Genomic DNA, 12,953 nt, shown 5'->3' on the forward strand with positions numbered 1-12,953 from the left:
AGCCAGCCATTCAATTGACACGAGTGTATAGGGAATATGGGCAGGAGCAGTGAACTTTATTGTGCGGTGCACAAAATAGCCGTTGCTAAATAATTTTGTGCACTGCAATATCAAGGCTAACGCGATAACTGGCTGGATCGCTGTCGCGTCCTCAGGTCCATCAGGGCCTTTCAGTACCAGGAGATACAAGCATGTCTTTTTTCAATTCGGAAAAACTGCAAACCGCTCAGAAAGCCAACCTCGACCTCTTGCAGCAAATCAGCGGCAAAGTCTTCGCCAGCGTTGAACAGCTGAGCCAGTTGCAGTTCAAGGCATTGCGCGACTCCACCGAAGAGCACTTTGAAGGCGTTCGCAAGCTGCTGGCCGTGCGTGACCCACAAGGTTTTGCCGAGTTGCAGGCATCTTTCACCCAGCCGAACGCCCAGACCGAACGTCTGGCCGAGTTCAATCGTCAGGTTCAAGCGCTGATCGTGGGCACGCAGTCGGACATCGCCAAACTGACGTCGAGTCAGGTCGAGGCGGGCACCCAGCAAGTGAATGAGTTCGTCGAAGCGATCAGCAAGAATGCACCGGCCGGCTCCGAGCCTGTGGTAGCGGCGTTCAAGTCGGGCCTGGCGAATGCCGGTACAGCGTTTGAAAGTGCACAGAAAGCCGTGAAACAGGCGTCCGATGCGGCACAGAGCAATTTCGACGCAGCGACTGCTGCAGCTTCCAAGGCCGCTCCAGAAGCGGGCGCCAAGGCTAGCAAGTAAGTCACATCAGGCCAGCAGCACCGATGGCGATGGGATTATTCCCCATCGCCATTTTTTTTCGGCCCGTTATCGGTGCCGGGTTTGGCACCAAACATGCCGAACATGTTCTGGGTATTGAGGTACAACGCCTTGGAGTGGTCGACATACTGGCGCATCAGGTCCTGCATGACCGGGGCCTGTTGATGCATGAAGGCGCTCCAGGCTTCGGACGATTGCGCGCCGGTCTGGGACTGAATGTCGATGACGGTCTGGATGCTTTTATCCAGGTAGCTGCCGAGCACGCCTTGATAGGGGCCGTAGAACTGGATAATCCCCATCAGCATCTCGCTGGTAAAGATCGGCTCGCCACCGCTTTCGGCTTCCAGGATCACTTGCAACAGGATGCTGCGCGTCAGGTCCTCGCCGCTCTTGGCATCGACCACCTGAAACGCCACTTTATCGACGACCAGCTGACGAATGTCCGCCAGCGTCAAATGACTGCTGGTGTGGGTGTCATAGAGCCGGCGATTGGGGTACTTCTTGATCAGGCGGGGCGTATCTGGCATGCGGGGTGTCTCGTGGCGAGCCGGGTTTGCAGGCATCTTAACCTACAATCGTCGCTGCCGCCCTTGAGGCAGCCTTCACGAGCAGGCTCGCCCTCACATTAAAGGGTGTCTATCTGAACAACTCGGTCAACTGTGGGAGCGGGCTTGCCCGCGACGAGACCCTCCAGCACACAGAAGATTCGCGAGCAAAAAAAGGGGAGCCCGCTGTTAGCGAGCCCCCCTCACAGGAACCGAATCTACTTACCAGATCGGCAACGTATAGCTAACGATCAAGCGGTTTTCATCAAGGTCGCTGCCGAAATTGGTCGAGCGCACTGTCGCGTTGCGCCACTTCACCCCGACATTTTTCAGCGGCCCGCTCTGCACGACATAGCCAATGTCGGTATCGCGTTCCCATTCCTTGCCTTCCGGGCGGTTGGCGCCCAGATCGATGTTGTCGCCCGTGAGGTAGCGCGTCATGAAGGTCAGGCCCGGTACGCCAATGGCTGCAAAGTTGTAGTCGTAGCGTGCCTGCCAGGACTTTTCGTCCTTGCTGGCAAAGTCGCCGATCTGCACGAAGTTCACCAGGAAGGCGTCGGTGCCGTTGACGTAGGCGTAGCCGGTGTCGCCGCTCATGCCTTGATAACCCAGCCCGAACGCATGCCCGCCGAGGTTGTAGGTGAACATCGCGCCGATGGCGTTGTTATCGACATTGCTGCCGCCGTCGTCCGTGGACCGGGCATAACGCAGGTCGGTCTTCAACGACTGGCCCGTGGTCACCGGCAACACGTAGGTCAGGTTCACCAGGTGCTGGCTGTAGAAATTGTCGAGGTGACCGTAGCTGTAGCCGGTGGCGAGGTTGCTGGTCCATTTGTAGTTGAGGCTGGCGAAATCGAAGCTGTCGCTACCGATATGACGCGTCGTGATGCCCTTGGCGCCGGTGCGGGTGATGCCCATGTCCTCGTAATCCGAGGAGTCGCGCTGATTGACCTGGGTCAGGCGCCCGGCGTCCATGGTCAGGCCTTCAAGTTCCAGCGACGTCAACTGACCGCCCTTGAAGGTTTGTGGCAACAGCCGTGAATCGTTGGCCAGCACAGTTGGCAGCTTGGGCAGCAGCGTGCCGAGTTTCAGCGTGCTTTTTGAGGCGCGCAGTTTGGCGGTCAGGCCCAGTTCGCCGTACTCGTCCTGCGCACCTTTGCTCGTGTCGCGATGGCGTTTGAGCAAGCCGGAACCTGCGCGATCAGGGCTGGAGTCGAGCTTGACGCCGACCAGTCCGATGGCATCGAAACCGACGCCGATCAAACCGTTGGTGAAGCCCGATTCATAGCGCAGCAGGAAACCCTGGGCCCATTCCTCTTGTTTCGATTGAGGGGCGTTGGTCTGGCGATAATCCCGGTTGAAGTAGAAGTTGCGCAGCTCCAGGCTGGCCTTGCTGTCTGCGAGGAAGTCAGCCGTGGCAGGGGCCGAGAGGCCGATGACGCCACCGGCCAGTAGCAGTCGGGTAGCGAGATTGCGGGTGTGACGGTCCATGGTGAAGCCCCTTTGTTTTTATTATGGAAAAGCGGGTCCCGCGACCCTCGCCGGGTGGGCGAGGGCTGATCGATAAAAAACGCGAACGCCGAAAAAGAGAGGAGCGTGGCGCCGCGTGCGGTTCAATCGTTAGAACTGTTCGGCGCTCAGGCCGTACAACGAGGCGCTGCCGGCGCGAATGGATTGCTCCAGGCTTAAGATGCGCGGCAGAAGGCGGTGGATGTAGAAGTCGGCGGTGGCGATCTTCGCGCCATAAAACCCTTCGTCTTCGCCAAGTTTTGCCCGGGCGACCTGAGCCATGCGCGCCCAGAGCCAGGCGTAGGCGACGTAACCGAACAAGTGCAGAAACTCGACCGACGCCGCGCCGATTTCGTTGCGGTTGGTCGCGGCCTGGTCCTGCAGCCAGTCACTGAGATTTTCCAGGCGCTGCACGGCATCGAACAGTTGCGCGGCGTACGGCGCGTCGGGCTGATGGGCAAAGTGGCGGATCTGGGCAGTGAACTGACGCAAAGCGACACCGTTGTCACCCAGCACTTTGCGACCGAGCAGGTCCAGCGCCTGAATGCCATTGGTGCCTTCGTAGATCTGCGCGATGCGCACGTCACGGACCAATTGTTCCTGGCCCCATTCGCGGATGTAGCCATGGCCGCCAAAGACTTGCTGGCCGTTGATGCAGCTTTCCAGGCCGGTGTCGGTGAAGAACGCCTTGGCTACCGGCGTCAACAGCGCGACCAGGTTTTGCGCATTGTCGCGCTCCTGGGCGTCATCGGAAAACTTCGCCAGATCGAGCTGTTGCCCGACGTAACTGGCAAAGGCGCGGCCACCTTCGGTCATGGCTTTCATGCCGAGCAGCATGCGTCGCACGTCGGGGTGAACGATGATCGGGTCGGCCACTTTGTCCGAGGCGACGGCGCCGGTCGGTGCGCGGCTCTGAATACGTTCGCGGGCGTAAGCGACGGCGCTTTGATAGGACGCTTCAGCGCATCCGATGCCTTGAATGCCAATGGACAGGCGTTCGTAATTCATCATGGTGAACATCGCCGCCAGGCCTTTGTTGGCCTCACCGACCAGCCAGCCGCTGGCGCCGTCGAAGTTCATCACGCAAGTGGCCGAGGCCTTGATGCCCATCTTGTGCTCGATCGAGCCGCAACTCACCGCGTTGGCATTGCCCAGGGAACCGTCGGCATTGACCAGCACTTTAGGCACGACAAACAGCGAGATGCCTTTGGGCCCGGCCGGTGCATCCGGCAGTTTGGCCAGCACCAGATGCACGATGTTCTCGGTCAGGTCCTGATCGCCGCCCGTGATGAAAATCTTGCTGCCGGTCAGGGCGTAACTGCCGTCGGCCTGAGGTTCGGCACGGGTGCGGATGATCCCCAGGTCGGTGCCGGCGTGGGCTTCGGTCAGGCACATCGAACCGGCCCAGCGGCCTTCATACATCGGCGGCAGGTAGAGGCTTTTCAGGGTATCGCTGGCGTGAGCATCCAGTGCCAGGCAGGCACCAGAACTCAACGCCGAATACAGGGCGAAGCTGGAGTTGGCGCCGTAGAGCATTTCTTCAAACTGCACGGCGAGCATCTTCGGCATGCCCATGCCGCCGAAATCGGCGTTGCCGGACAGGCCGACCCAACCGCCTTCGATGTAGGTGGCATAAGCCTCTTTGAAACCGGCCGGCGTGCTGACCTGGCCATCCAGCCACTGCGCGCCTTCTTCGTCGCCGCTGCGGTTCAACGGTGCAATCAGGTGTGAGGTGACTTTCGCCGCCTCCTCAAGAATGGCATCAGCGGTGGCAGCGTCGACGCTGTCGGCCAGGGCCGGCAGGCGCGCCCACAAGGCCGGTGCATCAAACACTTCATGCAACACAAAGCGCATGTCGCGCAGCGGGGCGTTGAATTGGGGCATATCGTGAACCTCAAAAGGACGGTTTGTGCGGTAGGCACGGCACCGCAACAGCGGGCCGTGCCGGTTCAATCAATGAGCGGACGCGCTGGCGGCGCCAAGGCCGGTCTGGGCGCGAACGAACTGGTCGGCGTAGGCATCGCGCTCCTTGTCGGCCCGTACGCTGCGGTCGAGTGTCGACACCACGACAATCACCAGGAAAGCCAGCGGCATGGAGAACAGGGCAGGGTGGTCGTACGGGAAGATCGCGTGGGCATGACCCAGTACGGTGACCCAGACGGCTGGCGACAGGATCACCAGCACCAGCGCACAGATCAGCCCGGCGAACCCGCCGATGATCGCGCCTTTGGTGGTCAGGCCTTTCCAGTACATGGCCATGATCAACACCGGGAAGTTCGTCGAGGCGGCGATGCCGAAGGTCAGGCCCACCAGGAACGCGACGTTCATCTTCTCGAACAGAATGCCCAGCACAATCGCGATGATGCCAAGGCCCACCGTGGCCATGCGCGTCACGCGCATTTCCTGTTTCTGGGTGGCTTTGCCTTGCTTGAACACGGTGGCGTAGAGGTCGTGGGAAATCGCCGAGGCGCCGGCCAGGGCCAACCCTGACACCACCGCAAGAATGGTGGCGAACGCCACCGCTGACAGGAAGCCGAAGAACAGGTTGCCGCCGACCGCTTTGGCCAGGTGCATGGCGACCATGTTGCCACCGCCAATCAAAGTGCCGCCGACTTCGCCATTGACGTAGTACTGCGGGTCGGTGCCGATGATCACCATCGCGGCGAAGCCCAGGGTGCACACCACGAGGAAAAAGAAACCGATGAAACCGGTGGCGTAGAACACCGATTTACGCGCTTCTTTTGCGTTAGGCACAGTGAAGAAGCGCATCAGGATGTGCGGCAGGCCGGCAATCCCGAAGACCAGGCCCAGTGACATTGACGCGGTGTTGATCGGGTCGGCGAGCATTGAGCCTGGGCCCATGATGTTCCAGCCACTGGCGTGAGCCTCAACGGCTTTGCTGGCCAGGGTCTCGTAGCTGAAACCGAACTGCGACATGGCCATGAACGCCAGCGTCGTGCCGCCAGCCAGCAATAGCACTGCCTTGATGATCTGCACCCAAGTGGTAGCGATCATGCCGCCAAAGATCACGTACACCAGCATCAATGCGCCGACGATCACCACTGCTACCGGGTAGTCGAGACCGAACAGCAACTTGATCAATTGCCCCGCGCCGACCATCTGCACGATCAGGTAGCAGCACACCACCGTCAACGAACCGAACGCGGCGAAGATCCGCACTTTGTTCTGGTCCAGCCGGTAGGACACGATGTCGGCGAAGGTGTAGCGTCCCAGGTTACGCAGACGCTCGGCCATCAGGAAGGTGATGATCGGCCAGCCGACGAAGAAGCCGATGGTGTAGATGAAACCATCGTAGCCTTTGGCGAACACCAGGCTGGACAACCCCAGCAACGTGGCGGCGGACATGTAGTCGCCAGCAATCGCCAGGCCGTTCTGAAACCCGGTAATGCCACCGCCGGCGGTATAGAAGTCCGAGGTGGATTTGGTTTGTCGCGCAGCCCACCAGGTGATGGCCAGCGTGCCCAGTACAAACACAAAGAACATGCCGATCGCGTGCAGGTTGAGCGGTTGTTTTTCCACTGCGCCCAGTGTTGGCGCGGCGAGGACTATGGAGGCCGGCAACAGGCCGGCAGCGGCCAGGATCAGTTTTCGCAGCAGCGTCATCACTTGCTCTCCTCGAGAATGGCGGCACCCAGGGCGTCGAAGCGCGTGTTGGCGCGGTAGACGTACCAACCGGTCAGTAGCCAGGAAAAAATGATGATCGCCGCGCCAATCGGCATGCCCAGGGTCAACATCCGATGCTCGGCAAGCGGTGCATGCAACCATTGCGGGGCAAACGCCACCACACCCATGAACAGGTAGTAAATGCCCAGCACCGCGGCACTCAACGACCAGGCCAGGCGCGAACGGGTGTTCACCAGTTGAAGGAATTTCGGATTGGCCCGAATGCGTTCACAGCGTTCGGTATCGGTTGAATGAATGTCGATCATGGGTGGCTCCTTATTATTTTTGTTATCGATGCGTTGGGCATTGAAGGGCAGCGCTGCGCCGAATGCGGGCTGCACGCACCCTCGGCGGCAGGTGCAACACCTGCCGCCGGGCGGGTAAAACGTCGGTTGGGGTTAGAGCGCTTTAGCCCTGTCGCGCAGCACGTACTTCTGGATCTTGCCGGTGGATGTCTTCGGCAACAGAGTGAAGATCACCGTGCGCGGCACCTTGAACCCGGCCAGGTGCTCGCGGCAGAAACTGATGATGTCGGCCTCGCGAACGTCTTGGTGGTCGGCCTTCAGGGTGATGAACGCACACGGCGTTTCGCCCCATTTTTCGTCGGGACGGGCGACCACGGCGGCTTCCATCACACCCGGATGGCGATAGAGCACGCCTTCGAGTTCGATGGTGGAAATGTTTTCGCCACCGGAAATGATGATGTCCTTGAGTCGGTCCTTGATCTCGACATAACCGTCGGGATGACACACCGCCAGGTCGCCGGTATGGAACCAGCCACCCTCAAAGGCTTCGGCGGTGGCGGTCGGATTCTTCAGATAGCCCTTCATCACGGTGTTGCCGCGCATGAAGATCTCGCCGATGGTCTGACCGTCGCGCGGGGTCGGTTCCAGGGTCTTTGAGTCGCCGACCATCACGCCTTCAAGCGTGGGGTAGCGCACTCCCTGGCGGGACTTGATCTGTGCACGATCATCGAGTGGCAGTTGATCCCACTCGGCATGCCAGGCGCACAGGGTTACTGGGCCATAGGTTTCGGTCAGGCCGTAGACGTGAGTGACCTTGATGCCCATTTCTTCGACGGCGCCGATCACTTTGGCCGGCGGAGCAGCACCCGCCACCATCGCATTGACCGGGTGGTCGATGGCCGCTTTTGCCGATTCCGGCATGTTGACCAGGGCATTGAGCACAATGGGCGCCGCACACAAGTGCGTCACCTGATGCTCGCGGATCAGGGTGAGGATTTTCTGTGGGTCGACCCGGCGCAAGAACACGTGCACACCGGCCATTGCGGTGATGACCCACGGGTAGCACCAGCCGTTGCAGTGAAACATCGGCAGCGTCCAGAGGTACACCGGATGGTTGCCCATCGCCCAGGTCATCTGGTTGCCCAACGAGTTCAGGTACGCGCCGCGATGGTGGTAAACCACGCCTTTGGGGTTGCCGGTAGTGCCTGAGGTGTAGTTCAACGAGATGGCTTGCCATTCGCTTTCCGGCCATTGCCAGGCGAATGCCGGGTCGCCTTCGGCCAGCAGCGCTTCATAGTCCAGGTCGCTGACGGCCTGGCCTTCGCCGTATTCCGGGTCATTGACGTCGATCACCAGCGGCGGGTGATCGAGCATGCCGACGGCTGCGCGAATGACGTCATGGAATTCACGGTCGGTAATTAGCACCTTGGCTTCACCGTGTTGAAGCATGAACGCGATGGCTTCGGCATCCAGGCGCACGTTGAGCGGGTTGAGCACGGCGCCGATCATCGGCACGCCGAAATGCACTTCAAGCATCTCGGGAATGTTGGGCAGCATCACGGCCACCGTGTCGTTCTTGCCGATCCCGCGACCGGCCAGCGCCGAGGCCAGGCGACGGCACCGGGTGTAGGTCTGCGCCCAGGTGCGACGAATCGAACCGTGGATGACAGCAGGGTAGTGAGGGTAAACGCTGGCGGTGCGTTCGATGAAACTCAGAGGCGACAAAGCGATGTGATTGACAGCCGAAGGGGCTAGCCCTTGTTCATAAATCGACATGACGGGTACTCGGTGGCTGATTGTTAGCTCTATGGATGGCCTGTTCAGCGTAGACGCTGAGGTCATCCTTTATGTCCGGCTTGCTTTATATAACAACCTCCCACCTATATGGAAGTACAACCTACGCAGTATAGAACATGTACTATATTTGATTCCTGCGCATCCAAATGGAGGCGACCTTACCGACAGAGCCGGTATATTCTTGGCTCCCCCGACAAAGCGGACCTGTGATGACCCTGACGCCCGTTCGATTGCACAGCTGGTTGCGCCTGCAACGTGAGGGGGTGTCTCTGGCCGCCCGGGCCGATGCGTTGTGTCGCGCATTGCAGGAATGCCCCGAGGTGCGCCGGGCGGTTTATCTGAGCTGGCAGCCACAGGCAGGGATTTACAGCCATGAGGGCGCCGCGCAGCACTTCCCGCCTGGATTGGGTGATCCATCGCTGGCCAGCGATCAGTTGCTATTTGATCGACTGGTGGAGGCTGGGCGCCTGGACCTGGCGCAAGTACGGCAACTCGATTGCTGGTTGTCCGGTCGATTGCGCCGCGCCGCCATCAGCCACGGCCAGGTGTTTGATCTGGCGCTGACCTCGGGGCAACCTGGGTTATTACTGGTGGAAGTGTGCGAAGGCGTCAGTCTTGACTGGCTGGGTTGGGTGCAGGATTTGCTGACAACCTTGCTCAGCAGCGTCAACGGCATGCTGCGCGGCTCACCGTTGTTGGGTCACGATCCGCAACCGAGTCTGTTGCTCGATGCGCGGGGCCGGCCGCTGGAATTCAACGCCGCGCTGCTGGCCTTGCTTGCGGAAAAACCGCTGACCGATGTGCTGGGCTTTTTGCCGGGCAATCACCGGGTGCTGGTACGCGCCTGCCTTGATCAGCAGCGGGCCATCGAAGGGGTCGAAGCGCAGTTTCAAGAGCAGATTCTGATCTGGACGTTTATCCCCGATCCTCAGGACAACCGTGTGCTCGCCCGTTGCCGCGATGCCACCGCGCAAGTGTTGGCCGAGCGTGAAGCGGCCACGGCACGCCGGCTGTACCGGCTGATCATCGAGAACACCACCGACCTGATTTCCCGGCATACGCCCGACGGGCGTTTTCTCGATGCCTCGCCGGCGTCCTGGACATTGCTTGGGTACTGGCCCGAAGAGCTGCGCGGGCAAATGGCCCAGGGATTGTTCCATGGTCAGGACCTGGCCAACCTGGTGCAGCGTGCGCGAGACGCTCTGGAACAGGACGGTTATCACACGATGACCTATCGCATCCGCCATCGTGCCGGGCATTACCTGTGGTTCGAAACCGCCAGCCGGGCGATCCGTGAAACCTACACCGGCGCGGTGGTCGAAGTGGTCAGCGTCTCGCGGGACATCACGGCCCGGGTGCAGGCCGAAGAGAACAAGCGGCGCCTGGCCGAAGTGGTCGAGGCTAACACCGATCCGGTGTTGTTCATCGACCCGGACGGGCAAGTGACGTACCTCAACCCGGCGGCGCAGCGCATCCTCGGCATCGATGAGCAACAACCGATGCCAGCCCTGGCGGAGCTGTTTGCCAGCGCGGACCTGACACGCCTGCAACGTGACGGCTGGAGCCGCGCCGAACGTGATGGCGTGTGGAGCACCGATGCACGGTTGCAGCCGCCGGGCGGCGGCACATCGGTGCCGGTGTCGCTGGTGCTGCTGGCGCACCGTTCGGCCGGTGGCGAGCGCTACTACTCATTGGTGGCGCGTGACATGACCGAGCGCGAATTGCGTGAAGCGCAACAGCGTCGCCATCAGGATGAACTGGCGCACACCGCACGGCTGGTCACCCTGGGTGAACTGGCCTCGGGCATCGCCCACGAGATCAATCAGCCATTGGCCGCCGTGGTCAATTATGCCAATGCCAGCCAGCGCTATTTGCAGACGCTGGATTCCAATCCCCAGGCCGCCGCCCGGGTGGCACAAGGACTGGAACGCATTACCCATCACGCCACGCATGCGTCAGAAGTGATCAGGCGTTTACGGGCGTTTCTACGCAAGGGCCAGCGGCGCATGCAGGCGCTGAATTTTACCGACGTCGCCCGCGAGGCCGTGCGTTTGTGTGCCTGGGAAGCGAGCAATTGCCAAGTGACAATCGAGGATCGCCTGCCGGATAATCTGCCGCCCGTTTATGCCGACCGGGTGCTGCTTGAGCAGGTGCTGCTCAATCTGTTGCGCAACGCCATCGACGCCAATCGCGAACAACACCCCGGGCAGCCCTCGTTGATCGTGATGACGGCCGAACAGGGCTGTGGCGCCACCGTGCAAATCGATGTGCAAGACCAGGGGCCGGGCGTCAGCGAGCCCGAACTGGAGCAGATATTTACCCCGTTCTATACCAGCAAGGCCGATGGCCTGGGCCTTGGCTTGTCCATGAGCCGCAGCATCATTGAAGGCTTTGGTGGCGAGTTGCAGGCCCGGCGGCAACCGGTCGGGCTGCTGATGTGCTGCCGATTGCCGCTGGCCGGTCCAACAAAACAACAACAGGAATGACGTAATGGCAGGTGTGACGGAGCACGTGGTGTATGTGGTCGATGATGATCAGGGCATGCTCGATTCAACGGTCTGGTTACTCGAGTCGGTCGGGCTCAAGGCCTTGCCGTTTACCAGCGGTGCCGAGTTTCTCAATGCCTGTGATGCAACGCTCTATGCCTGTGTGCTGCTCGATGTGCGCATGCCCGGCATGGGCGGGTTGAACGTGCAGGAAGAAATGCGCGCCCGTGAGCTGAACCTGCCGATCATTTTCGTCAGCGGGCACGCCGATGTGCCCATCGTGGTCCGCGCGTTCAAGGCCGGCGCCCATGACTTCATCGAGAAGCCCTACAACGAGCAATTGTTGCTCGACAGCGTGCAACAGGCGCTCAGCAAGTGCGCGGCCAGCCGCACGGATAACCGCGGCCACGAAGCCTTGCAGGCACGTCTACTGACACTCACCCCACGCGAGCGCGATGTGTTGTTGCCGCTGGTTCAGGGTTACACCACCCGTGAAATCGCCGAGCAATTGGGCGTCAGCGCCAAAACTGTCGATCTTTATCGCTCGCGCGTGATGAAACGGATGCAGGCCAATACCTTGCCGGACCTGGTGGGCATGGCCATTGCGGCGGGAATGGTCGATCCACTGAAGTTGCGGTGATCTCTCGCGGCGGGAATTGAACGTCTATGCTGGGCTAATCGATCCCATTCCTGTGCAGTGAATCTGCAAGGAGGCAGCATGTTGCCCGCGCCGGTTTCCGAAAAAACCCTTTCACGCACGTTGCTCGATGTCCTGATTCGTGCCGGGCTGATTACCGTCCTGGTGCTGTTTTGCTTCAACATATTCAGCCCGTTCCGCGACCTGATGCTGTGGGCGTTGATTCTGGCGATCACCCTTTACCCCCTGCAAGAACGCCTCAAGGGGCCGTTGGGGCAGAAAGAGGGACGAATCGCGACACTGATCATCCTGTTTTCCATCGTCATCCTGATGGTGCCGGTCTATCTGCTGGGCATCTCGATCGCCGACTCGGTCGCACAAGCCGTGGCACTCGTCAAAAGCGGCGGCTTCCAGATTCCGCCACCCAGCGAATCTGTCGCCAGTTGGCCTGTCGTGGGCAAGCGGATTTCGGCGCTCTGGCTACAGGCCTCGACCAATCTCCCCGAGCTGACGGCGACGTACCTCCCGCAGATAAAACAGGTGATCCTGGGCCTGCTGAGTAAGCTGGCCGGCGTCGGCATGGGTTTTCTCACTTTCATTTTCGCCTTGATCATCGCCGGTATCTTCATGGCCTACGGCGAAAACGGCAGGCGCAGCGCGGTGCAGATCGCCTCGCGCATCAGCGGCCCGGACCGGGGGCCGAAAATCGCCGACCTGTGCACCGCCACGATCCGTGCAGTCGCTTTGGGGGTGGTCGGCATCGCCTTTATCCAGATGCTGCTGGTCGGCCTGGGTTTTGTTATCAAAGGGGTTCCCGGCGCTGGTTTGCTGGCCCTTGCGGTCCTGCTGCTGGGCATCATGCAGTTACCGGCAACGCTGGTGACCATTCCGGTGATTGTCTATGTGTTTGCCAACGAAGGAGCCACCACAGCCGCCATCGTGTTCTCCATTTATGTGTTCGTGGCCGGCTTGGTGGATAACGTTCTCAAACCCTTGTTGCTGGGACGCGGTGTCGACGTACCGATGCCGGTGGTGCTGATCGGTGCGCTGGGCGGCATGGTCACCAGCGGCGTCATCGGGCTGTTCATCGGGCCGGTGGTTCTTGCGGTCGGCTATCAATTATTCTGGCAGTGGGTACGGGACCCATCGCAGGAAGGTGGAGGGCCGCCGCCGGTTTGAGCGGGTGGTCATGGGCATTGACCGCGCGCATGATCGCCGAGGTCATCTTGCCGAGTCAGTCGGGCGCGTTCTCTGTCGATGGCGGGGACCGCAGGAGGCGT

At 60.6% G+C, this 12,953-nt stretch carries 10 protein-coding genes; 4 read left to right on the top strand and 6 right to left on the bottom strand.

Annotation, left to right across the window (positions count from 1 at the left end; all coding sequences use genetic code 11):
• The first annotated feature begins 191 nt into the window (after window positions 1-191).
• Window positions 192-752, top strand: a complete 561-nt coding sequence (phaP, locus tag ACM6I0_RS10015; protein ID WP_285436728.1) for a TIGR01841 family phasin — start codon at window positions 192-194, stop codon at window positions 750-752.
• 35 nt (window positions 753-787) lie between these two features.
• Here phaP and phaR read toward each other — a convergent pair whose 3' ends face one another.
• The 6 genes from phaR to ACM6I0_RS10045 all read right to left on the bottom strand — a co-directional run bounded on the left by phaR (window position 788) and on the right by ACM6I0_RS10045 (window position 8,529).
• Window positions 788-1,333: a polyhydroxyalkanoate synthesis repressor PhaR gene (gene phaR, locus ACM6I0_RS10020; protein WP_350310401.1), complete on the bottom strand. Its 546-nt coding sequence runs from the start codon at window positions 1,331-1,333 to the stop codon at window positions 788-790.
• A gap of 204 nt (window positions 1,334-1,537) precedes the next feature.
• Complete coding sequence (locus ACM6I0_RS10025) at window positions 1,538-2,806, bottom strand: OprD family porin (protein ID WP_414922167.1); 1,269 nt, start codon at window positions 2,804-2,806, stop codon at window positions 1,538-1,540.
• Window positions 2,807-2,935: 129 nt separating this feature from the next.
• Window positions 2,936-4,708, bottom strand: a complete 1,773-nt coding sequence (locus tag ACM6I0_RS10030; RefSeq protein WP_414922168.1) for an acyl-CoA dehydrogenase C-terminal domain-containing protein — start codon at window positions 4,706-4,708, stop codon at window positions 2,936-2,938.
• Window positions 4,709-4,777: 69 nt separating this feature from the next.
• Complete coding sequence (locus ACM6I0_RS10035; RefSeq protein WP_414922169.1) at window positions 4,778-6,448, bottom strand: cation acetate symporter; 1,671 nt, start codon at window positions 6,446-6,448, stop codon at window positions 4,778-4,780.
• Window positions 6,448-6,774, bottom strand: a complete 327-nt coding sequence (locus tag ACM6I0_RS10040) for a DUF485 domain-containing protein (RefSeq protein WP_285436721.1) — start codon at window positions 6,772-6,774, stop codon at window positions 6,448-6,450. The genes ACM6I0_RS10035 and ACM6I0_RS10040 overlap by 1 nt, the downstream gene beginning before the upstream one ends.
• Window positions 6,775-6,906: 132 nt before the next feature.
• Window positions 6,907-8,529 carry an acyl-CoA synthetase gene (locus ACM6I0_RS10045; protein WP_414922170.1) on the bottom strand — a complete coding sequence of 541 codons (1,623 nt, stop codon included), beginning with the start codon at window positions 8,527-8,529 and terminating at the stop codon, window positions 6,907-6,909.
• A gap of 230 nt (window positions 8,530-8,759) precedes the next feature.
• On the opposite strand from ACM6I0_RS10045, the gene ACM6I0_RS10050 reads away from it, so the two are divergent.
• From ACM6I0_RS10050 to ACM6I0_RS10060, 3 genes are all read left to right on the top strand, one after another.
• Complete coding sequence (locus tag ACM6I0_RS10050; RefSeq protein ID WP_414922171.1) at window positions 8,760-11,036, top strand: PAS domain S-box protein; 2,277 nt, start codon at window positions 8,760-8,762, stop codon at window positions 11,034-11,036.
• 4 nt (window positions 11,037-11,040) lie between these two features.
• Window positions 11,041-11,676, top strand: coding sequence for a response regulator transcription factor (locus ACM6I0_RS10055; RefSeq protein ID WP_285436717.1), 636 nt, complete (start codon window positions 11,041-11,043; stop codon window positions 11,674-11,676).
• 78 nt (window positions 11,677-11,754) lie between these two features.
• Window positions 11,755-12,852 carry an AI-2E family transporter gene (locus ACM6I0_RS10060; protein WP_285436715.1) on the top strand — a complete coding sequence of 366 codons (1,098 nt, stop codon included), beginning with the start codon at window positions 11,755-11,757 and terminating at the stop codon, window positions 12,850-12,852.
• The last annotated feature ends 101 nt before the right edge of the window (window positions 12,853-12,953 follow it).

The organism is Pseudomonas sp. IT-P294 (assembly GCF_949767865.1).
GTDB lineage: Bacteria > Pseudomonadota > Gammaproteobacteria > Pseudomonadales > Pseudomonadaceae > Aquipseudomonas.